The organism is Sporomusa acidovorans (assembly GCF_900101845.1).
In the GTDB taxonomy this organism is placed as follows: Bacteria; Bacillota; Negativicutes; order Sporomusales; family Sporomusaceae; genus Sporomusa; species Sporomusa acidovorans.
The window spans coordinates 29403-52558 of the sequence record NZ_FNAM01000032.1 but is presented as its reverse complement, the minus strand read 5'-3'; the positions used below and the strand labels follow the sequence as shown (position 1 = coordinate 52558).

The window sequence follows — 23156 nt, the reverse complement described above, 5'->3', positions numbered from 1 at the left end:
AAGGCGGCCCTGTTGTTTTCTAAAGCGCTATTATGCTCTGCAAATGATATAATATAGAAATGATATTGGACATTCTATAGATGTAAAGCAAGGAAGTCAGAAAAGGGGGATTTCTTAATGAATCCAGCTATGAATAATCGTATTTCTCTGATTGGGGTGCCGCTTGATCTTGGCGCTGACCGCCGCGGTGTTGACATGGGGCCTAGCGCCATACGCTATGCGAAAGTGCGGGAAAAGCTTCAGGATCTCGGCTATGAAATCGATGATCGGGGTGATATTGTACCGAACCGGCCGGATGCTTGTCACCAAGACGGAAGTAACTTAAAATATCTGGATGAAATTGAAAGGGTGAATACGGAGCTTTGCCGGATTGTGGCTGAAGAACTGGATAAGGGTCGGTTTCCCCTTGTTTTGGGCGGCGACCATAGCATCGCCATTGGTACCATATCAGGTATTTTGCAGCATAAAAAGAAAGTGGGTGTAATTTGGTTCGACGCCCATGGGGATATCAATACGGCCGAAACCTCACCTTCAGGCAATATTCACGGTATGCCGGTTGCCGTCAGTTTTGGACTTGGGCATGAACGGCTGATAGGGATTGGCGGTAAAACGGTAACTTTGGATCCCAAAAAATTTGTGATGATTGGTACCCGGGAACTGGACCCGGGCGAGAAAATCTTGTTAAAAAAGTTAGGTGTAATTGTGTATACCATGCATGATATTGATATAAAAGGCATGGCCCAGGTTATGGAGGAGACCATCAAACTTGTGTCCGCTGGAACTGATGGTGTCCATGTTAGTTTTGATATGGATGTCATGGATCCTTTGTATGCTCCCGGTGTCGGCACGCCGGTTTTTGGTGGCCTCACCTATCGGGAAAGCCATTTGGCGATGGAATTGATCTCTCAGGCGCAAATTGTTACCAGCGCAGAGTTTGTAGAAGTAAACACCGTACTGGATCACAAAAATCAAACAGCCAAAGTAGCTGTAGCATTAATGAGGTCGCTGTTGGGGGAGCAGGTTTTACCCGATGATTGATTTTCCTAAGATGGAATAAAAGACTGATCGTTACAAAAAAGTAAAATACCGGAAGGTTAGTCTCTCTATAGATTGCCATGCAGAATTCCCTCTTGTAAAAATGCTTTTGTATGTTATATAATATAACTTTATAGAAGTACCGCCTGTATGGCGGAAAACTGCTGGAAAAGCAGCAATGATTGCCGGTAATTAACAATAGAGCAGTTGGTGAACTTTGGTGGGAGGTAAGCAATGGTTTCAAAAAAGGCTGCGATGGAAACAGCAATTCGTGACGCATTTATCAAGCTTCAACGGAATCTGGTTGGACGGGGACCGGTAGAGGCGCGTACTTATATTATTGAAGATATGGTACTGATCCGGTTTAAAGGTGTGCTGACAATCGAAGAAACCCATTTGGCTAAGACAGAGAAGGGGCGCCAGGTAGTAAAAGAAATGCGGCAAATCTTGAGAGAAACTTTTAGTAATGAAACTGAGGATCTGGTTGCCAAATTGACAGAATGCAAAGTTGTCAGCAGTCATAGCGACATTAGCACCAAGACCGGTGAACGGGTAGAAATATATATTATGGAAGACAACCTCGAAAAACGGTTGCGGAGTTTGGAGAAACAACGAATTGAATGTTAATTACCGCTTGATTTGGTTACGGAGTTTAGTTTGAATAGGGGAAAGAAGTGGTGTGGTTTTGCATTGGCGTAGGAATCTTTTTACATTAGCATTAGCAGTAATGCTGTCCGGCTCGAGTTATACAATGGTTATACCATTTTTGCCGTTATATCTTTTGGATATTGGGGCTAGTCCGCAAAATGTAAATATGTGGTCAGGACTTGTGCTTTCTATTACTTTTTTGGTCGCTGCCGTACTGGCTCCTTATTGGGGACGATGTGCTGATAAAAGTGGCCGGCGCCGCATGGTGATGCGGGCCGGATTCAGTTTGGCGGTGGTTTATTTTTTGGGAGGACTGGTAAGAAATCCGGTAGACTTATTTATCGTAAGATTGCTGCAGGGATTTGCCAATGGTTTTGTGCCGGCGGCAATGGCCATTGTGGCTGCTTCAACGCCTAAAGAACATTTAGGCTTTAGTTTGGGGATTATGCAAACAACCTTGTTAATTGGCGGTATTTTGGGGCCCTTGATGGGCGGGGCCCTTTCCCATATTTTCGGTATGCGCTTCTCTTTCATGGTCTCTGCCGGTATTATTTTTTGCGGCACTCTGTTGGTAGGTGCTTTGGTGGTAGAGCCGGCGACTGAGAATGAGTCCTGCCCGCAGGAAAGCGGCAGTATACTGGAGGATTTGAAAACAGCACTCGCCAACCGCAGGTTGGTACAGATGCTGTTGCTGTTATTTGCCGTGCAAGCTGTTGGCATGGTGCTGCAGCCGGTCATTGCCCTGTATGTGGCTGAATTACAGGGGAGCATGGAAGGCGTCGCCTTAAAAGCCGGATTTGTATTTAGTTTGGCCGGTATTGCCGGCGCGCTGTCCGCACCGTTATGGGGACGGCTCGGCCAAAGCGGGGGATTTTTTAAAGTGATGCTCATTGCCTTTCTAGGGGCGGGTGTCTTTAATTTCTGGCAGTATTTTGCCAGTAACCTGGTTCAGTTTGGTGTGCTGCAGTTTCTCTATGGATTGTTTATTGTAGGTGTTTTTCCCGCGATTAATGCCATTGCGGCATCCTCGGCGGACGCCGGTTCGCAGGGGCGTGTCTTTGGCCTGACGACAACGGCCAATCAATTGGGGCAAATGCTGGGGCCGGTTATGGGTGGTGTGCTTAGCTCATGGCTGGGCATTTCATCTGTTTTCATTTTTACCGGTAGTATTCTTTTGCTGCTGGGCGGTGTGGTGTTTTTCGAATTTATGTATGGAGTTTGTCCGGAAGAACAAACACAATCGTAAATGCTTACACGAACTTGAAGATTGTTAAACATAGGAAAAGCGTTGCCGACATATGGTAGAAGGAAAACATGTGTTGGAGGCTATAACTATGCTGACGGTTTTTTTCGGGGTTATGATGCTGTTAGGCGGCATTTTCCTTATGCGTTATGGGCTGAAGAAAGCATTGTGGTATCGTTTGCATATTGTTTTGGCGAAGTTAACGAAAACACCTTGGCGCGGACTGCTGTTAGGGGCAGTGACCGCCGCGGCATTCCAGAGCAGTACTACGGTATGCTTGATTACCATTGGTTTGGTGAGTGCCGACTATATGTCGTTTCGGCAGGCGCTGGGCATTATTTTGGGCGCGAATATTGGTACTTGTTCAACTTTGGGTTTGATCAACGTGACGGTCCCGTTAATTTATATTTGGCCATTGCTGATCGGCTGCCTGGCGTTGAGCAGAATAAGAAGGCTGCGTTATCTAAGTTTTGCCTGTGCGGGACTGTTAAGTATGTTTGGCGGCATTTTCCTGCTGGTGCAAGGTATTGCCGGTATTCCGGAGATTGCCCGGGTTACAGATTATCTCATTTTGGCTAAAGCTCAGCCGCTTTACGGTATTTGGGGCGGGATTATCGCGACAATAGTTTTTCAGTCAAGCAGCGCGGCGACCGCTTTGCTGATGGTGCTTGCCGATCAGGGGATTGTTGATATAACGACCGCTGCTTATGTTGTGTACGGCAATAATATTGGTTCCTGTATTTCTTCGGTAGTATTTAGCGCGGCGGCACCGCTCGCAGCCCGGCGGGTGGCAACGGCCCACATTTTGCTGAATGTTTTGGGGGTTGTTTGCTTTTTGCCTTTGACCAAATTCCTGGTTGTTGCCGCCGGCTGGATTACGACTGATTTCAGTGGCCAGGTGGCAGTGATGCATACCTTGTTTAATGTGTTGTCGTCGGTGGCGGTGCTGCCTTTGTTTGATCAGTTTGCAAAAGTGATTTATTTTCTTGTTCCCAGGACAAAGTGATGCCGATCATGGAGCTTATTTAAAGCCCTTTTGCCTGCTGCAAAAGGGCTTTTTGGATAAATTCCGGCGACGAAAACGCCATAACTGAGTCTTAAAAAAATCTTTTAATCCAAGAAAAAAACTATACAAATTTTATTATATTTGTGGTAACATGTTAACGGAGTAGCACGATCCGCCTTTTTAGCCGGTATTCGCAGGAAACCGGACTGGCGGTCTGAGAAGACTCCGGAATAAAACGACTTATATCCTGAAGGGAATAAGAACGGAGGTATTAAGTAATGGAAAAAACAGCATCACTACGGGGATCAGGTAAATTTGGCGTGCGGCAGATTGCGGTTATCGGCATGCTTTCTGCTATCTCGATCATGTTGGGACTTTCGGGTTTTGGTTTTATTCCACTGCCTACGGCCAAAGCCACCATCATGCAGATTCCGGTTATCATTGGTGCCATTTTAGAAGGCCCGCTTGTCGGGGCTATGATTGGTTTGATTTTTGGCTTGTTCAGCATCGTGCAGAATTTAACGGCGCCTACGATTTTGTCATTTGCAATTATTAATCCGCTGGTGTCCGTATTGCCGCGGATGCTGATTGGTATTACAGCTTACTATTCCTATAAATGGACCTGGGGAAAGCACGAAGGACTTCGCATTGGTGTCGGAGCAATTGTTGGCTCACTCACCAACACATTTGGCTTTTTGACGATGCTTTACCTGCTGTATGCGGCGGAGTTTGCCGCTACCCGGGGGATTGAGCTGGGTGCTGCCGCCAAAGTAATCTATAGTATTGCCTTGATTAATGGCATTCCTGAGGCCATTATTGCTGCAGCGATTAGTATTCCGGTTATCGGGGCTATTAAGAAACGGTATAAAAATTAAACACAAAGCCTGAGGTTTATTAAAAAAACAGTAAACCCCAGGCTTTTTAGTTATTCTACAGTAACCCACAGGTCGGTTGCTCTGTCGGTGTCGGTACCGTTGGGAATAATTTGCAGTTTGCCTTTGCCTGCCTGCTTGGCGCGAAAGCTAAGCTGGCCGGTACTGCTTTGGTCTCCCTCCTGTTGCATGATATCGCCGAAAAAGTTGCCATTGCCTGAGGTGAAACGGGTGTTTTTCGTGAGACCCGGCGCCGGTTTGAGAATAAGTCTTTGGCCGACTTTCAAAGAAAAATTATTGGCTGAAAGCTGTACCGGGCCGGTGTCGCCATAATTATAGGTAACTGTGTAGTCTTGCGTATTATCCAATTGCTTAGAAGGGGTTGGCGGGTTCTGCGGATTAACCGGTGTCAGGTTGCTGCAGCCGGCAAACAGTAGGCTGCTTGCCAGAAAAAACAAGCCGGCTGCCAAAGCAATTCTCTTAATATACATCATTATTTTGACCTCCTACTATTTCGTGCTATTGTTATTATTAAGGAATTTATTATTATTTATCCGGGGATGATCATCAGAAATCAGATAATCTCGAACGATTATATATCTTCCGCATTAAAGAAGTTTATAGTAAGGCAGGAAAAATAGGCCGGTATAACGAAAAGAGCCATAATTCTCCATGAAGTTACGGAGAACTATGGCTCTTGTAGTAAGGTTATGCAGGGGAGGATGTTTATGGATGTAAAGATCGTAAATTTAACCGAGGACAGACGGGAGGAAGCCTTGGCTGTCTTTGCGCAAAGCGGTTGGAATAAAGAACATTTATTTTATGTAAAGGCCGAAATGCAGGCTTTTTTTAAAGGCGATATCTATGGGTACATTCGGGCGCGCTTTATTGCGGCGGTTGTTAATAACCGGATCATCGGTGTCGCCGCCTGGGCGCCGTCGATGTGTTCGTTTTGGTTGTATGAGCTGTCATGGGCTACGGTGCTACCCGCATGGCGCCACCAAGGTATTAATAAGCTGATGCTTGACGAGCGGTTGCGCCAGATAAGGCTTCACCATGGCCCGGCTGCTTTTAGCGTCATGGTTTGTACCTGGGAAAATCCCATGTATACCCGGGCCGGCTTTGTTCCCATGCAGCCTTATGGCAGGAAGTCGCCGGATACCAAGGGGAAGTGCCTGCTGCTGGCTCAGTTTGAGCCGGTTGCTGCCGGGAAATTTTATGAATTTTAACGGCTGCGAAAAGATTCATTTATAAAAATTCAACCTGGCCGTTAGCAAATGATTTTATTCGGGCTAGGGATTCTACCCGGTAACCGGCTTGCGCTAATTTTTGGGCACCAGGCTGGAAGGATTTTTCGATAACAATGCCGATACCGACCACTTTCGCTTGGGCTTGTTTAACAATATCGGCCAAACCGGCGGCGGCTTCGCCATTTGCCAGAAAGTCATCGATAATAAGTACACTGTCGTCTTGGTGTAAAAACTGTTTGGATATCATGATATTATTGCTTTCGCCTTTGGTATAAGAGTATACTTTGGCCGTATACACATCGTCGCTGGTGACTTTAGGCTTTCGTTTACGGGCAAAAATCACAGGGACTTTCAGAATGAGCCCGGTCATAACCGAAACAGCAATACCGGAGGATTCAATGGTTAGTATTTTGGTTATTGTTTCGCCTTTGAAGCGGTTGACAAACTCTTCGCCGATTTTCAACATAAGCGCAGGATCAATCTGCTGATTCAAAAAAGAGTCAACTTTTAGTAACGAATTATTCAAGATCAGACCATCGGTCCGTATCCGTTGTTTGAGTAAATCCATAACAGCCTCCTAAAGATTTTAGGGTTAGGACCAGAATGTAAATTATACATTATTGTAGCAGGAGCTTTACGGGGTTGTCAATGAAGGCAAAACAGGAGACAAAATATGACCGGCTTATTAAACGGGCAAGGGAGGAGTAAGTATGGGATATCAGGTGATTTTGTTTGACTTGGATGGAACGTTGACAGATCCCAAGGTCGGGATTACGAAGTCAGTGCAGTATGCACTGGCAAAATTCGCTATTCATGAACCTGATTTAGAGAAGCTGGTGCCGTTCATTGGGCCACCGCTTGTTGAATCTTTTCAGGAGTTTTATTCGTTGAGCAGGGAAGAAGCGGTTGCCGGGGTTGGCTATTACCGTGAATATTTCACGCAGGCCGGAATGTTTGAAAATGCGGTTTATCCAGGAACCAGGGAAATGTTGGCGCTGCTTAGCGGTACTGGTAAAAAGCTGCTGGTAGCCACCTCCAAGCCTACTGTGTATTCCCAGCAAATTATCGAGCATTTTAACCTTCCGCAGTTTTTCCAATTGATTGTCGGCAGCAATCTGGACGGGTCCCGCATTCATAAGGATGAAATTATTTCTTATATTTTGACGGAACTTAACTGTATGGAAAAGAAAGATATCGTTATGGTGGGCGACAGAAAGCATGATGTGATTGGTGCGCAAAAAAATAGCATTGACTCCATTGCTGTTCAGTATGGTTATGGCACGGTTAAAGAACTGCAGGACGCCGGACCTACCTATATGGCAGCCACAGTTGATGAACTTACCGAACTTTTAAGGGTGTAATGCCTGGGGTCATTCTTACTCCGCATTAAGGAAATTTATAGGCGCAGGCGGATGGTGTATGAAAAAAACTTTTTATTTATTCGTCTATTGTTAAAAACTGTCGTGCATGTAAGACAATTTTTAGCCAAAAACTATAAGTATAGTTTTGGAAAGGAGGCGAATGGTTGTGACACATAAAACGCGTCACAACAGGCACAGTAAATCCCTTAACCGTAAATTTAAACGTATGGCGGCCGCCGCGGCGGTTGCCGGGGCTGCATTTGTGTCATCGGCTTTGCTGCCGGGGATGCCGGCTACCGCTCATGCCTCAGCTGTTCCTGATGCTCCCGCGCAGCCGGACGCTGCCGTGCAACAGATGGTGAAAACACCAAAAGGATCTTTCGGTTTACAGTCAGACAGCAAGATACCGCAGAAAAAACTGGCGAGAATACAAGCCAGGGCGGCCGCTGAACGCAGCCAGAAAACGATCAATCCGCTTGCGGCCAACTCCAAGGCTGCACCGGCTAAAGAAGCGACACAGGCTAAACGGGTGGAAGCGACACCGGTAAGTGAAAAAACGCCGGCAAGTGAAAAAACATCGGCTCAGGCACCGGAAGATTTTCAAAAAGTCGTAGAAGTCAAGGCGACTGCCTATGCTCCCGGCGCTCATGATAATGAACAATGGGGGGATAAAACATTTTTGGGTACGACAGTTCGCCCCGGAGTCGTGGCGGTAGATCCGGATGTTATTCCCTTGGGCTCGCGGCTGTATATCGAGTACCCGGATGGTACCGGACACTATGCAACGGCGGAAGACACCGGCGGAGCTATTAAGGGCAACCGCATTGACGTAGCACAGAGTTCTGTGGACCAGGCCTATGACTTTGGTGTCAAAAACGCAAAAGTATATGTTTTAGGGCCAGGAACCAACGCCTAGTTTTTTAACTCCACCTATTAGCAAAGGGTGGAGTTTTCTGTGTCTTGTAGTTGCAGTCAGGCAAATGGTACAATAAATTTAAACTTACTGGTTGACTTGTCGAGTTAAGAGGTGTGGGTGATGAAGATTACGATAATTGCACCCCTGGAGAATATCGCGGATACTGCCAGAGAGGTGCTGACAAAACAAGATTTCAACTGGCCGGGAGAGATAGAAATCGTAGCCGGTCTTTTGGAAACCGGAGTGAAACAGGCAATCAGGGCAGAAGCAGGCGGCACGGATGTTATTATCAGCCGCGGGGCTACTGCGTCCTTGATTGCCAAGCATGTGGATATTCCGGTTGTTGAGATTCAGGTTACCGCCTTTGATATTCTTAAGGCTCTAAAAATTGCCGGTCATGTTTCAGGGCCGGTAGGAGTTGTATTTATGCGGCGTTTTTTGTTTGAATGCGAAAAATTGGGTGAATATATCGGCGTGCCGATCAGGGAAATTTTTATGGAGAACGAAACCATTGAGGAAAAAACGATTGAGATCGCTTGCAAGCAAGGGATCAGTACGTTTTTAGGGGATGCTTTGTCAGTCAAACTGCTGATTGAACGGGGGTTAAATGTTGTGCCGATTGAATCATCGGCAGAATCAATCAGTAAGGCAATTATTGAGGCTGTGAATCTAGCGCATGTCAGACGCCGCGAACGGGAGAGAGCGGAACTGTTTCGCACCATCATTGAAGCCTCTGCGGATGGGATTATTGCCATTGACAAAAATGAACAGATAACGATTTTTAATCAGGCGCTGGAACGGATGTACCGGATTTCCCGAGCGGAGGTTATTGGCAAGAAAATTGGCCGGATTTTTCCTGACGATGGTCTGCGGGAATGTCTTATGGATGATAAGGCCGAACGTGAAAGTGTACGCAGTGTAGAAAACCACGTTTTTGCCATTAAGCGTATTCCCATTAAGCTGGGTGAAGATACGGTGGGGGCAATAGCCAATGTACAGGATGTTACGCAGTTGCAGAACTTTGAGCAGGCGGTACGGCAAAAGCTGAACAAAAAGGGCCTTGTGGCCAAATTCCATCTAGAACAATTGAGCGCATCCTCGCCGCAGATGAAACTGATTAAGGAGCGTGTGCGGTTGTATGCCGGCAATGACGCTACCGTGCTGATCACCGGCGAATCCGGAACCGGCAAGGAACGGGTTGCGCAGAGTATCCATAACGTAAGCCAACGGCAGCGAGGGCCCTTTGTGGCCATAAATTGTGCGGCGCTGCCGGAAAATTTACTGGAAAGTGAGCTTTTTGGCTATGAGGAAGGCGCGTTTACCGGCGCCAAAAAAGGGGGGAAATCCGGTTTATTTGAACTGGCGCATGGCGGGACGATTTTTTTGGACGAGATTGGCGAAATGCCTTTGGCGCTACAGGCCAGGCTGCTCAGGGTATTGCAGGAAAAAGAAGTCATGCGGCTGGGGGCTGACCGGGTTATTCCGGTAAATGTGCGGATACTGGCGGCTACCAATCAGGATATGATGCGCCTGGTGGATGAAAAAAAATTCCGGGTGGATTTATATTATCGCTTGGATGTTCTCAGACTGCATATTCCGCCGCTCAGGGAACGGATTGAAGACATTCCGGAGTTGGTGCGGAGTTTTTTGGGCAAGCCGCTAGGCGGCCATTGTAGCGGAATTACGGAAGAAGCGGTAAAACTTTTACAGAAACAATACTGGCGGGGTAACATCCGTGAATTGGAAAATGTTATGGAAAGAGTTAAACTGCTGGCTGGCGGCCGGCCTATTGACGAAATCATGGTGCGTCAGGAATTGGCCGCCTGCGGGCAGGTAGTTAATGAGTTTGCACATGAGGCGGCAAGGTCTGCTGTCTCAGAACGTTGTAAAATTGAACAAATATTGTTTGAGGAAAAATATAATTATACACAAGCCGCTAAAAGGCTGGGCATGAGCCGCACGACACTTTGGCGCAAACTTCGGCAATGGGAAAAAGACGAATGAAACAAATTCATGAAACAAATCGTTACCGATGTAACAATTTGTTGCTAAACAATAGACAGGTAATTCCGCTAATTTTCACATTACTATGACAGAAGATACTGATGAATACAGGCCGCGGCACGCTTGTGGCAGATTGCAGCAATGTAACGCAAAAACTTGGCATAGAAATTGCAAATATAATCAACTGCCGGTAGTGAATAAATCAGGTCTTGGAGGAGAAATTGTGAATAAGTTTAAAGCGATTGTTATGAAAGCCAAAGACAATGTGGCAACCGTAACGGAAAATATTGCAGCAGGCACAGAGATTGCTGTCAATAAGGATGGCGAAACGGTGAAACTTCACGTGCAAGAGAACATTCCTTTTGGCCATAAGGTGGCTATTAAGGACATAGCCAAGGATAGTCAAATCATTAAGTATGGTGAAGTAATCGGAGTAGCGACGAAAGACATAGCGGCCGGGCAGCATACCCATGTCCACAATCTGGTTGGTTGTCGCGGACGCGGAGATTTAGAGACAGGAGTGGAAAAATAATGAACTTTATGGGCTATCGCCGGCCAGACGGAACAGTAGGAATTCGCAATCATGTATTAGTTTTTCCGACAGTCAATTGCGCTAATCAAGTAGCACGGGGCATTGCGTCCAATGTACGGGGAACAACCTGGGTGGAACATCAGCATGGCTGCTCGCAGTTGGGGGCAGATGCCGAGCAGACAGCGCGGGCCTTTATTGGTCATGGCATTCATCCCAACGTTTATGGAATCGTTGTTGTCGGCCTGGGATGTGAAGTCATTCGCGCCCAGGATGTAGCGGCGGAAATTAAAAAGCAATGTCCTTACAAACCTGTTCATACCATTATTATTCAAGATGAGGGCGGCTCGATTAAAGCCATCCAAGCCGGTGCAGCCGCTGCTCAGAAAATGGTTATTGAAGCCTCCGGACTACAGCGCGAGCCTATCGACGCCTCGGAACTTATTTTAGGGACAGAATGCGGCGGCTCTGACGCCTGCTCGGGGCTGTCAGGCAATCCGGCGCTGGGAGCGGCCAGCGATTTGTTAATAGATGCGAGCGGTACGTCAATTCTTGCTGAGACTGCCGAATTGATCGGCGCTGACCATATTATTGCCGAACGGGCAATTAATGAATCCGTAAAAGCCAAATGTTATGCTACCATCAGAGGGTTTGAAGAAAAGGCCAAAACGATGGGAGTTGACATGCGGGGGAGTAATCCTACCCCGGGAAATATTGAGGGCGGGTTATCCTCAATTGAAGAAAAGTCGCTGGGCTGTGTCTACAAGGGTGGGACAAGGCCGTTGCAAGCCGTCATTGATTGGGCGGAAAAAGTGAGCACCAAGGGACTTGTCTTTATGGATACTCCCGGCAATGACATTGAACAGTTGACCGGGATGGTCGCCGGCGGCTGCCATATTTGCGTGTTTACCACCGGGCGCGGCACACCTACCGGCTCGCCGATCGCACCCACGATCAAAGTGGCTACCAATACCGCGTTATTTGAAAAGATGGCCGACAATATGGATCTTAACGCCGGCACTATTATAACCGGGGATGAAACCGTCCAACAGGTTGGCAAACGAATTTTTGAGGAGATGCTGGCAGTGGCATCCGGAAAGATGACCAAAGCCGAAGTCTTGGGGCATAATGATTTTGCCATTATGCGAATTGGCCCGACGATGTAGTTGCCTGTAACATGGAATCAAGTTAAGGATAGACCATATAGGGGGAATTTCCAATGGGAATTATACAAGAATTGCTCAAAGACACTGAGCTGCCGCGGGTAGTAAAAGTGCGTCAAAAATTTAATGTAACAGAAATCAACGATATAGCGGCAGCCATTAAACAGGAGTTTGCCAAAGAGAATATTGGCGACAGAATCAAGCCAGGCATGCGTATTGCGGTTGCGGTCGGTAGCCGGGGGCTTAACAGAATTCCTGAACTGGTCCGGTTAACAGTACAAGAGATTAAACAACGCGGCGGCGAACCTTTTGTCGTGCCGGCCATGGGGAGCCACGGCGGTGCCACTGCCGCCGGACAAGAACAGGTATTAGCCAATCTCGGTGTTACTGCCGAAAGTGCCGGCTGTCCAATTGTTTCCTCGATGGAAGTGGTCGAAATCGGCAAAATCGCCAACGGTTTGCCTGTGCATATGGATAAAAATGCTTACGAGGCAGACGGCATTGTCATCATTAACCGGATAAAGCCCCATACCGCTTACCGGGGGCCATGTGAAAGCGGCTTGGCTAAGATGCTGGTTATTGGTCTTGGCAAGCAAAAGGGTGCGGAAACCTGTCATAAATACAGCTTTAAACATATGGCTGAGCATGTTTTTGAAATGGCTAAGGTAAAAATCGCCAACAGTAAGATATTGTTCGGTATTGCCACTGTCGAGAACGCCTATGACAGGATTTCGACACTGCTAGCCGTACCTGCGGAAAACATTATGGAAGTGGATCAGAAACTATTATTTGAAGCTAAAGAGAAGATGCCGCGCATCCTGTTCGACCCTGTTGATGTTCTGGTTGTGGATCAACTGGGCAAAGAGATATCCGGCGATGGCATGGACCCGAACATTACCGGGCGTTTTCCCACTCCCTATGCCAGCGGCGGCCTGGATGCCAATAAAGTAGTTGTGCTGGATTTGACAGAAGGAACGCATGGCAATGCCTGCGGCATCGGGGTAGCGGACTATACCACCCGTAAATTGTTTAATAAAATTGATTTTGACTATACGTATGCCAACTGTATTACCAATACGACGCCTGCGCCGGCCCGCATGCCGATGATCATGGCCGACGACCGGGAAGCCCTGCTGGCTGCGGTTAAGACCTGCAACGCCCGCGATATGTCTAAGGTTAAACTGGTTAGAATTAAAGACACGCTGCATTTGAAAGACATCATTATTTCGGAGGCTTTGTTAGAGGCGGCTCAGGCCAACCCTGATATTGAAATTTGCAGCGAGCCTATGGATATGGTGTTTGATGACGACGGCAATCTGATTGGCTAATGCAAGTTTATGCGCCCAACAGACTTGTATAAAAGGAGACTGATCTCATAGTGAGGTCAGTCTTTTGCATTCCCCAACCCTCCTACAAAAGGTCAGGGTGTTGTATAATAGACACAATACCAGTCTGAAAGGTAATGACATATGTCTTCTGATAGCATGATAAAAACTTCGGTGCGTAATTTAGTTGAATTTGTTCTCCGGTCAGGAGATTTGTCGTCGGCATTTGCCGGCAGTGCCCGTATGGCCGAGGGAAGCAAGATTCATCGCCGGCTTCAGCATGCGCAAGGTGGCGACTATGAATCGGAGGTCTTCCTGTCCATCATTGTCGAACGGCCTGATGTACAATTGCAAGTTAGCGGGCGGGCTGATGGAATTATTACGGCACAGGCTGACACAGAACCGCCGCAGGTGACGATTGATGAGATTAAATCCGTGACAGAAGAACTTGAGGCAATTGACGAAGCGTATAATCCACTCCATTGGGCACAGGCCAAATGCTATGCCTATATGTATGCGCGTAAGCAGGAGTTAACGCAAATCGATGTGCAGATCACCTACTGTCAGGTTGCTACCCTGGAAGTGAAGATTTTTAAGAAAACGTATTCGCTGGCAGAACTGGCCGACTTTTTTGACTCGCTAATCAATCAGTACGCCTTGTGGGCAAAACGGCTGGGGGATTGGCTGGAAATCCGCAATGGTACAGCCCGGTTGTTGGAATTTCCCTTTGCTGAATTTCGTCCCAGCCAGCGGCAACTGGCTGTCGCCGTATATACGACGTTGGTAAAGGGGAAAAAGCTGTTTGCGCAGGCGCCGACAGGTACCGGCAAAACCATGGCGACTTTGTTTCCGGCTGTGAAGGCACTGGGGCTGGAACAAGTGGAAAAAATATTTTTTCTCACAGCCAAAACGGTAACCCGGGAACTGGCTGAGGCGGCTTTTCAGTTATTGCGGCAAGCAGGGCTTAAGTGTAAGACGCTGACACTGACCGCCAAAGACAAAATCTGTTTTATGCCGGATGCGGCCTGCACGCCGGAGGAGTGTCCGTATGCGGCAGGCTATTATGACCGCATTAATCAGGCGCTTAACGCCTGCTGGGATCAGGAGACTTTTACGCGGGAGACAATCGAACAGGTCGCCCGTGAGCACCGGCTGTGCCCATTTGAGTTGTCACTTGATTTGGCTTTGTGGGCAGATGTTGTCATTTGTGACTACAATTATGTGTTTGATCCCCGGGTGTATCTAAAACGTTTCTTCTTGGAAAATAACGGCCCGTATTGTTTTTTGATTGATGAGGCGCACAATCTTGTTGACCGGGCCAGAGAGATGTTTTCGGCAGAAATAACCAAACAAAGCTTTTTGGATCTAAAAAAGAGTCTCAGTCAGGAACTCCCCCACGTGGCAAAAAGTGCCGGCAAAATCAATACGTTTATGCTGCAGGCCGGAAAATTATGTGTAGAACAGTCCGCAGTCGGTGAAGCGGACTATTGCCTGACGGAATTGCCGGCTAAAATTTTTCCCTTGCTGAGAAAGTTTATGGATTTAGCGGAAAAATGGCTGACTAAGAATGAGCAAGCCGGCTTCCGGGAAGAATTATTGGAACTGTATTTCAAGGTTAATGCCTTTGTGCGGACAGCGGAGCTGTACGATGAACGCTATGTGACATACTACGAAAAACTGGACAAGAATGTAAAAATTAAGCTGTTTTGCATCAACCCTTCCGAATTACTCAGGCAGGCTGTTAAACGGGGCAAAGCTGCGGTTTTCTTTTCGGCAACGTTAACACCGCTTACTTACTTTGCGGAGATACTGGGCGGCGAGGCGGAAGACGGCAAGCTGGCGGTGCCTTCTCCCTTCCGGCAGGATCATTTGGGGCTGTTGGTGGCTGATACCATTCATACTACCTATAGGATGCGGGATAAAACCTATGAAGTTATAGTCGACAGTATAACGGCGGCCACTCAGGCAAAAACAGGCAATTACCTGGTGTTTTTGCCGTCTTACCGTTATATGGAAGAAGTTTGCCGGCGCTTCACCTTGAAAAATCCGGCCATCAGGGTGATTCAACAGGTAGGTGAGATGACCGAAGCAGAGCGGGCCGCATTTTTACGTCAGTTTTCCAGTGATAACGAGACTACGCTGGTGGGATTTGCCGTCATGGGCGGAGTATTTGGCGAAGGAATTGACCTAACGGGCGAACGGCTGCTAGGTGCCGTCGTTGTTGGTGTCGGTTTGCCGAAAATTTGCCTGGAGCGGGAAATTATCAGGCAATGGTTTGATCAGGAAAACCACCAGGGTTTTGAGTATGCTTATGTATTTCCGGGTATGAACAAAGTCTTGCAGGCAGCCGGGAGGGTCATCCGCAGCGAACAGGACCGGGGAATTGTACTGTTGATTGATGCCCGCTTTGCGCAACCGGGGTACCGGCGCTTATTTCCGCCGGAATGGAAAGGGGCGGTAAGTGTCAAAACTGTTGATAGTATTGCGAAGCAGGCCGGCTTTTTTTGGAATAAGGACGGGAAGCGTATTTAATAGTCTATATCTACATCCTTACAGAGTATACTTCGAAAAATGGAAAAAACAGCATATCTCTCCAATAAATGTCAACTCTTGACATTTATTGGAGAGATATGTAAAAATAAACATAACAACTAAAAACTGATCTAACCCGTTATAAAATGTCTACAACATATTTTGTATTTACGAGCAATTCAAATGTTGCATACGAGCAAAGCTTAGTATTGAATATGTATGGAGGCTTTAATCTGTGGAAAAAAAGGATGACTTGCAAACATTTCGCAAGCTTTGTAGGGAATATACGGATTTGGATACGAATGAGGCAGGTGATATTGAGGATGTTATCCGGCAATTGCCGGTTTTTGCCGAGTTAACGGGAACAGATGTTTTTATTGATGCTTTTTTAAAGAATGGTGTTGACGCGATTGTATTGGCATGGGCGCATCCCCCGGGACATTCACTGTATAAACAGAGTGTAGTTGGTGAGATCGCTTATGCAACTAAGGAGCCTGCTGTATTTCAAGCTTTTTCTAGGGAAGGGATTGTTCGTAATGTTCGGGGATTGAGCCAAGAAGGCGTTCCCATTGACCAGACGGTTGTACCGCTTTATAGCAAAACCAAGCGAGTTATTGGTGTTATTATTATGGAAAAGGATATTTCGGCAGAAATTCGCCATGAGGAACAAGTCGAATTTCTTAATCAAACGGCAGAACGGCTCAGTAGTACTTTAATGTCCTTGACGTTTACCGGTTTTGCCTGGGATGAATGGGTTGGCAATGGTATTTTCGTGCTTAATCAAAAAGGCGAAATCATTTATGCCAATAAAAATGCAGCGCGGATTGGCAAGGCTTATTTTCCTGATTCGCCATTAGGTGAAAACCTCATGCAGGCTTTAGCGTTCAAATCGATGCAGGACATGTTGGGCAGTCTGTCTTCACCAATGGAGTATGAAGTTAATAATTCCCATTTCCTTTTTCGGGTGCATCCACTGGTAAACTATATGGAATTATCCGGGTGTGTTGTTTCTATTCAAGATGTTACGGAACTGCGGCAGAAGGAACGACAGTTAGATGTGCAAAGCACGATTATCAGAGAAATTCATCATCGTGTTAAAAATAATTTACAAAATGTCGTATCGCTTTTGAATTTGCAAAAGCGGCGAGTGGGTTCAAAGGTTGTAGAGCAGGAATTTGAAGCCTGTGTATCCCGAATTATTTCCATTGCCCGGGTTCACGATGTATTTGCTCATCAAAGCTGGAATTCACTGAATATTTTGGATTTAGCCGGTTACCTTGTCGAAAGCTTAGTGGATAATTATACATTAGCTGATCAAAATATCAAGATATCCGTACAGGGGCAAAAAGTAAGAATTCCCGATAGTCAGGCTGTTCCCGTTGCTTTAGTCCTGAATGAGCTCATTACCAATAGTTTAAAACATGGCATCAAGGAGGTTATGAATGGAGAAATTAGCATTTTTGTGGAGGAATCTGAGGGAATTGTCCATATAATGGTTGCGGATACTGAAAATCAGGAAACCGATAGGAAACTTAATATAAAAAATGAAGGCTTAGGTTTATATTTGGTCAACTTATTAGCTTGTGAGCAAATGGAGGGGACATTTAAGATCGAGCGCCGTGATAGTACAACAATAGCGAAGGTCTCGTTTCCTTCGTGTAGGAAGGAGAAAGATGATGATTCCATTGTCGATACTAATCGCAGAAGATGAAGTACTAACGAGAGTAGACATTAAAGCAATGCTTGAAAAAGCCGGTTATGTCGTTTGTGGCGAGTGTTCCGACGGACGTGACGCTGTTAACACGGCAAAACGTACATCGCCGGATTTGGCTATTTTGGATATTATGATGCCCAAACTGGACGGGTTGGAAGTGGCAAAGATTTTTCAAAATATGAACATACCGGTTATTATGCTTACGGCCTATAGCCAACCGAGCTTTATCAGCCGTGCCGAATGTGTGCACGCCTGCGGCTATCTTATAAAACCAACCTCGGAAAATGGTTTGTTAGCCATGGTTCGAATTGCCTATGCCCGGTGGAAAGATACGCAAAATATTAAACAGGAATTAGCTGAAACCAAAAATCAATTGGCAAATCAGCAAACAATTGCTCATGCGCGCGTTATTTTAAAAGACAAATTGGGTGTTTCCGAGCAGGAGGCTCATCGGCAATTATTGCGCCAAGCTATGCAGAAGCGGGTGACTCTGGTGGAGGTGGCCAAGCAAATTATCAGCAGTCATAAAGCTGCAAAAGTCTTAAACAATTCTGATCGTAATAACTAAGATAATGAGCAAATTTTTTATATATTTTAGCAAAATCTTGCAGGATTTTTTTATCAGAACGCGAATTATCAGATTTATCAAAATTAGATTTGGTTATTCGCTGCTAAAAGGCAGAGGCAATAGCGCCCCTTGCCTATAGAAGTTAATTTTTATTGGTGAAATTTGTTGGCGACAAAGAAATAATGGGCAATAGCGCCTTTTAAGATTGTTATACAAGGATAACAGTCTTAAAAGGCGCTTATTTTATTTTACGGACAGTAACATCAGCCTTACATATAAGGTGTTGGTGCACTGGATAAGTAAATGGGATGGGAGGGAGATCAGAAACAAAGGATAGTATGTTTTACAATTGCCTAATTAGTAAAGTAGGAGGAGTATGTAATGAGTAATGTTGAAAAACCGGTAATTCTAAGTGCGCAGGCCAATACCGGAGGCGAAAATTCTCAACTTACGCGAGTTTTAAAACCCATTCATCTCTGGGCGTTGGCAGTTGGACTGGTTATCTCAGGAAACTATTTTGGCTGGAGTTATGGCTTTGGAGCCGGCGGGGTAATCGGCTTAGCGATTGCTCTTATTCCGGTTACTATTTTTTATGTGACATTTATTCTTTCTTATTCCGAACTGGCAACGTCGATTCCGCATGCCGGCGGTCCGTCCGCGTACGCGCGGCGGGCGTTAGGTAAGTTTTGGGGCTATATGAGCGGGATAAGCTGTCTTATTGAATTTGTTTTCGCACCGCCGGCCATTGCATTAGCAATAGGCGGCTATATTCATAATATTGTGCCTGCTATTCCGGCAATGACAGCGACAGTATTTGCCTTTTTGGTGTTTATTTTTATTAATTATTGGGGTATGAAGACGTCTGCTACTTTCGAACTTATTGTAACAATTGTGGCTCTTGTCGGCTTAGTAATTTACTGGGGGTTGGCTATTCCGCATTTTGATATGGCCAAAGTTATGGCCGAACCCGTTTTGCCTAACGGCTATAACGGTATTATGGCGGCAGTTCCTTTTGCAATATGGTTTTACCTGGCTATTGAAGGCGGCGCTATGTCGGCTGAGGAAATGGTCAATCCGCAAAAGGATATCTCTGTCGGATTTTTAAGTGGAATGGGAACTTTGACGGTAATGGCCTTTGCCACACTGTTTCTTACTGCCGGCATTGCTGACGTCGCATTGATTGATGCAGTGGATTATCCGTTGCCGATGGCTTTGAGCTGTGTTTATGGCGAGAGCTCTTTCTGGGTTTTAGCGATTAACGCCATTGGCTTATTTGGTCTTGTAGCATCCCTGCATGGCATTATTCTCGGGTACTCCCGCCAAGCGTACGCTATGGCACGCACCGGCTATTTGCCAAAATTCCTGGCCTATGTTCATCCAAAGCACCGTACACCTGTTTGGGCGCTGCTCTTACCGGGTTTAGTGTGCCTGGGGGCCGCAATGACAGGGCTGACAAATGTTGTTATTACGATATCCGTATTTGGCTCGGTTATCATGTATATTATCAGCCTGATCAGTTTGTTTGTATTACGCTCCAAGGAACCTGAAATGAAACGTCCGTTTAAAGTTCCGATGTTTCCGCTGGTGCCGACAATCAGCTTAATCATAGCAGTATTTTGCGTAGTCAGTCTGTTGGTGGCAAGTATTGACAGTCTAATCTGGGTGGCTGTGGCTTATGTCTTGGCGGTAGCCTATTATTTCATCTGGGGCAATAAAAACATCCGGCCTTTCGAAGAAGAATTCGGTGTGTTGGATGAATTGGACAATTAGTCGGTTTGTGATCATTTTTATGAAAGGGGCAAATAAAGTATGTCATACAAAGACGGATTAGTTGCTTTAGGGATGGTCGAGACAAAAGGGGTAGTGGGAAGTATTGAGGCTGCCGACGCGATGGTAAAAGCAGCTAATGTTCATTTGATCGGCAAAGTAAAAGTTGGCGGGGCGCTGGTAACGGTAATGGTGCGCGGTGATGTCGGGGCTGTAAAGGCGGCTGTTGATGCAGGCGCTGCCGCTGCTGAACGTGTTGGCGAACTGATCAGTTGTCACGTAATTCCCCGGCCGCACGCCGAATTGGAGGCTATTTTGCCGAGCATCCCTGTGGAAGAAAAACCGGCTAAAACAGCGACTAAGCCAACTGATACCGGCAAGTGATCCTGAGCGAGTATGGACAAGGAAATTACGCTTACAAGCATTGGTATTGATATCGGAACAACCACTACCCAAATGGTGTTATCCCGATTGACACTGGTTAATGTGATGCCGGGAACCCAAGTGCCCAAAATCGAAATTAGCCGCAAAAGCGTCGTCTATATGGGGGCCGTTCATTTTACGCCGTTTTTAGACCGCAACCGGGTTGATGGTGCGGCTTTACGGAATTTGATAGCTCAAGAATACGAATGTGCCGGCATTCAGCCTAAAGATGTAGATACCGGGGCTGTCATTATCACCGGTGAGACAGCCAAAAAAGAAAATGCGTCAGAGATTGTCCATGCTTTGGCGGAATTTGCCGGTGAATTTGTGGTAGCCACCGCCGGACCGGATTTGGAAAGCGTAATAGCCGGCAAAGGAGCGGGTGCGGAGGAGATTTCCAAACGACTGCGTATTCGAGTGGCCAATTTGGATATCGGTGGCGGCACTTCCAATATTGCGATTTTTGATCGCGGGGTTTGTATCGGTACAGCATGCATTAATGTTGGGGGGCGGCTGTTTGAGGTGGACACACTTTCTCGCCGGCTCACCTATATCAGTCCTTCGGCACAAAAATTAGTGCAATGTTTGGAGAAACAACGGGAGAGTGCCCTTTTTCCCGTCGATTCGCCGGCAGAAGAATTGGCTGGCATCAAGGCCTGTCTAAATGAAATGGTTTGCTGTGTAGAACGGGTTTTATTTCATCTACCGATAGCTGACAGCGATGCGGCATTGGTAATGACCAATCATCTGCCGGATATGCCGCTGGACGGAATCGTATTTTCCGGAGGCGTTGCCCGCTATATTTATCAACCGCAGGCTGAGAATTGGTGGGTTCACGGCGATGTCGGCCCGCTGCTTGCCGAAGCCTATCGCAGCAGCAGGGCTTATAAGTCGCTGCGGGTTTTTCAGGGAGAGGAAACGATTCATGCCACTGTACTGGGAGCAGGCGTGCACACGGTAAGCGTATCCGGTTCAACTGTTATGGCGAGTAAGGCGGCTTTGCCGCTGAGAAATATTCCGGCTATCTATCCGGAGTTAAAGACAGACGGTACTTGGAGCTGGGCTAATCTGGCCGCCAATTATGACAATTCATTATACCGTACCTTTGCCGCAGTTGTGCCCCCTTTAGCGGATACTAATTTTACAACAATTGTTGCCCTGGCCCGTCATCTTGCGCAAGAACTACTCCAAATTTCCGGTACTCCCAAAGTGGTTGTAGCCCAGCAAGACATCGCTAAGGTTTTAGGGCAAAGCCTGCGCTGCATTTTGCCTGAACAAGAAATCGTGTGCCTTGACGGTATTGAGTTAAAGCTTGGTGATTTTCTCGATATTGCAAAGCCGTTGCCTTATGAGGAAGCGGTGCCAGTTATTGTAAAAACGCTGGTGTTTGCGCGATAATGTGCCGCACCAGGCAGGGAAGGAGTGAAACGCGTGAAGCTGAAAACAAGGCTTATGGGCCAAAGCTTTAGTTTTAAAAGCGTTAAAGAGGTTCTCGCAAAAGCGAATGAAATAAAATCCGGCGATATTCTGGCAGGCATTGCCGCCGAAAATGCCGCCGAACGGATTGCCGCCAAATATGTGCTTTCCCAGCTTACTCTTGAGGATCTTCGCAACAATCCGGTTGTACCGTTGGAAGAGGACGAGGTATCAAGGATTATTGACGGTGATATCAATGAGTCAGTTTACCGGTCAATCAAAAACTGGTCTGTGGCTGAACTTCGTCAGTATATCTTAGACTCAGACACCGGCAATAATGAGCTTCACCGCTTAAGCCGCGGCCTAACTTCGGAAATGGTGGCCGCAGTTGCCAAATTAATGAGCAACCTGGATTTAGTGTTAGGAGCCAGCAAAATCAAAAACGTAGCTCATTGCAATACCACCATTGGTGCTCCGGGCCGCTTGGCGGCACGTCTGCAGCCTAATCACCCGACGGACGGAGTCGATGGAATCTTGGCCAGTGTTCGCGAAGGGTTATCGTATGGAGTTGGTGACGCCGTAATCGGTTTGAATCCGGTTGACGACACGCTGCCAGCGGTTATTCGCAGTTTAGAAACACTCTATCAGTTTGTTCAGGATTGGCAAATCCCAACCCAGATATGCGTTTTGGCTCACATTACAACTCAGCTTAGAGCTATACAAAAAGGAGCGCCTGTTGAACTACTGTTTCAGTCTATTGCCGGCACCGAAGCCGGTAATAAGGCGTTTGGCATTGAGAGCAGGATTTTGGATGAGGCCTATGCCGCCGGCTTAAAAGAGGGCCGGGCTGCCGGTCCTAACATCATGTATTTTGAAACTGGGCAAGGTTCCGAACTTTCGGCTGAAGCTCACCATGATGCTGATCAGGTTACTCTGGAAGCAAGATGCTACGGTTTGGCCCGTCACTATAAACCCTTCCTTGTGAACACGGTAGTAGGGTTTATTGGTCCTGAGTATTTGTATGATACCCGTCAGGTTACCCGGGCCGGACTGGAGGATCACTTTATGGGCAAACTGACTGGGGTGCCGATGGGCGTGGACGCCTGTTACACCAATCATATGAAAGCAGACCAGAATGATATTGAAAATCTGGCTGTTTTATTAAGCGCCGCCGGATGCACTTATTTTATGGGGATACCCATGGGCGACGATGTGATGCTGAACTACCAGTGTACCAGTTATCATGATATTCCAACTTTGCGTGAGGTGTTTAACCTCAGGCCGCTGCCGGAGTTCGAAGCCTGGGCAGACAGCATGGGAATTTTGAAAAATGGCAGGCTTACACCGCAGGCCGGTGACGCAACTATTTTTACGAAATAGGGGG

General features: G+C 46.8%; 21 protein-coding genes. 19 read left to right on the top strand and 2 right to left on the bottom strand.

Annotated features, from left to right (window positions below):
- Positions 1-117: 117 nt before the first annotated feature.
- The 5 genes from rocF (at position 118) to BLR65_RS19415 (ending at position 4807) form a co-directional block, all read left to right on the top strand.
- On the top strand, positions 118-1038 hold the full coding sequence (gene rocF / locus BLR65_RS19435; RefSeq protein WP_211285187.1) for an arginase: 921 nt from the start codon (positions 118-120) through the stop codon (positions 1036-1038).
- A 231-nt stretch (positions 1039-1269) separates the two neighbouring features.
- Positions 1270-1662, top strand: coding sequence for a Na-translocating system protein MpsC family protein (locus tag BLR65_RS19430; RefSeq protein WP_093795831.1), 393 nt, complete (start codon positions 1270-1272; stop codon positions 1660-1662).
- Between the two features lie 52 nt (positions 1663-1714).
- Positions 1715-2929 (top strand): MFS transporter, encoded by a 1215-nt coding sequence (locus BLR65_RS19425; RefSeq protein ID WP_281241556.1) that lies wholly within the window; start codon positions 1715-1717, stop codon positions 2927-2929.
- Between the two features lie 88 nt (positions 2930-3017).
- Positions 3018-3932, top strand: coding sequence for a Na/Pi cotransporter family protein (locus BLR65_RS19420; RefSeq protein ID WP_245692932.1), 915 nt, complete (start codon positions 3018-3020; stop codon positions 3930-3932).
- Positions 3933-4210: 278 nt separating this feature from the next.
- A complete protein-coding gene (locus tag BLR65_RS19415; RefSeq protein WP_093795829.1) occupies positions 4211-4807 on the top strand; it encodes an ECF transporter S component in 597 nt (198 codons plus the stop codon).
- Between the two features lie 50 nt (positions 4808-4857).
- Here BLR65_RS19415 and BLR65_RS19410 read toward each other — a convergent pair whose 3' ends face one another.
- Positions 4858-5298, bottom strand: a complete 441-nt coding sequence (locus BLR65_RS19410) for a hypothetical protein (protein WP_093795828.1) — start codon at positions 5296-5298, stop codon at positions 4858-4860.
- A 234-nt stretch (positions 5299-5532) separates the two neighbouring features.
- On the opposite strand from BLR65_RS19410, the gene BLR65_RS19405 reads away from it, so the two are divergent.
- The gene (locus BLR65_RS19405) at positions 5533-6033 is read left to right on the top strand and encodes a GNAT family N-acetyltransferase (protein WP_093795827.1); all 501 of its coding nucleotides are present in this window, start codon (positions 5533-5535) and stop codon (positions 6031-6033) included.
- Positions 6034-6052: 19 nt separating this feature from the next.
- Here BLR65_RS19405 and BLR65_RS19400 read toward each other — a convergent pair whose 3' ends face one another.
- On the bottom strand, positions 6053-6622 hold the full coding sequence (locus tag BLR65_RS19400) for a xanthine phosphoribosyltransferase (RefSeq protein ID WP_093795826.1): 570 nt from the start codon (positions 6620-6622) through the stop codon (positions 6053-6055).
- A gap of 142 nt (positions 6623-6764) precedes the next feature.
- On the opposite strand from BLR65_RS19400, the gene BLR65_RS19395 reads away from it, so the two are divergent.
- From BLR65_RS19395 to BLR65_RS19335, 13 genes are all read left to right on the top strand, one after another.
- Positions 6765-7415, top strand: coding sequence for an HAD family hydrolase (locus BLR65_RS19395; protein ID WP_093795825.1), 651 nt, complete (start codon positions 6765-6767; stop codon positions 7413-7415).
- A gap of 166 nt (positions 7416-7581) precedes the next feature.
- Positions 7582-8331, top strand: a complete 750-nt coding sequence (locus BLR65_RS19390; RefSeq protein ID WP_245692931.1) for a 3D domain-containing protein — start codon at positions 7582-7584, stop codon at positions 8329-8331.
- A 120-nt stretch (positions 8332-8451) separates the two neighbouring features.
- Positions 8452-10335, top strand: coding sequence for a sigma 54-interacting transcriptional regulator (locus BLR65_RS19385; RefSeq protein ID WP_093795824.1), 1884 nt, complete (start codon positions 8452-8454; stop codon positions 10333-10335).
- Between the two features lie 223 nt (positions 10336-10558).
- Positions 10559-10867 carry a UxaA family hydrolase gene (locus BLR65_RS19380; RefSeq protein ID WP_176772771.1) on the top strand — a complete coding sequence of 103 codons (309 nt, stop codon included), beginning with the start codon at positions 10559-10561 and terminating at the stop codon, positions 10865-10867.
- Positions 10867-12030 carry a UxaA family hydrolase gene (locus BLR65_RS19375; RefSeq protein ID WP_093795823.1) on the top strand — a complete coding sequence of 388 codons (1164 nt, stop codon included), beginning with the start codon at positions 10867-10869 and terminating at the stop codon, positions 12028-12030. The genes BLR65_RS19380 and BLR65_RS19375 overlap by 1 nt, the downstream gene beginning before the upstream one ends.
- Positions 12031-12083: 53 nt before the next feature.
- Positions 12084-13355: a nickel pincer cofactor-dependent isomerase, group 22 gene (locus tag BLR65_RS19370; protein WP_093795822.1), complete on the top strand. Its 1272-nt coding sequence runs from the start codon at positions 12084-12086 to the stop codon at positions 13353-13355.
- Positions 13356-13511: 156 nt separating this feature from the next.
- Positions 13512-15884 (top strand): ATP-dependent DNA helicase, encoded by a 2373-nt coding sequence (locus BLR65_RS19365; RefSeq protein WP_218130649.1) that lies wholly within the window; start codon positions 13512-13514, stop codon positions 15882-15884.
- A gap of 235 nt (positions 15885-16119) precedes the next feature.
- Positions 16120-17595 (top strand): sensor histidine kinase, encoded by a 1476-nt coding sequence (locus tag BLR65_RS19360; protein ID WP_093795820.1) that lies wholly within the window; start codon positions 16120-16122, stop codon positions 17593-17595.
- Complete coding sequence (locus tag BLR65_RS19355) at positions 17558-18166, top strand: ANTAR domain-containing response regulator (protein WP_245692930.1); 609 nt, start codon at positions 17558-17560, stop codon at positions 18164-18166. The genes BLR65_RS19360 and BLR65_RS19355 overlap by 38 nt, the downstream gene beginning before the upstream one ends.
- 381 nt (positions 18167-18547) lie before the next feature.
- A complete protein-coding gene (gene eat / locus BLR65_RS19350) occupies positions 18548-19936 on the top strand; it encodes an ethanolamine permease (protein ID WP_093795818.1) in 1389 nt (462 codons plus the stop codon).
- Positions 19937-19975: 39 nt separating this feature from the next.
- Positions 19976-20317: a BMC domain-containing protein gene (locus BLR65_RS19345; RefSeq protein WP_093795817.1), complete on the top strand. Its 342-nt coding sequence runs from the start codon at positions 19976-19978 to the stop codon at positions 20315-20317.
- Between the two features lie 12 nt (positions 20318-20329).
- Complete coding sequence (locus BLR65_RS19340; protein ID WP_093795816.1) at positions 20330-21754, top strand: ethanolamine ammonia-lyase reactivating factor EutA; 1425 nt, start codon at positions 20330-20332, stop codon at positions 21752-21754.
- Between the two features lie 33 nt (positions 21755-21787).
- On the top strand, positions 21788-23152 hold the full coding sequence (locus tag BLR65_RS19335) for an ethanolamine ammonia-lyase subunit EutB (RefSeq protein WP_093795815.1): 1365 nt from the start codon (positions 21788-21790) through the stop codon (positions 23150-23152).
- Positions 23153-23156: the final 4 nt, after the last annotated feature.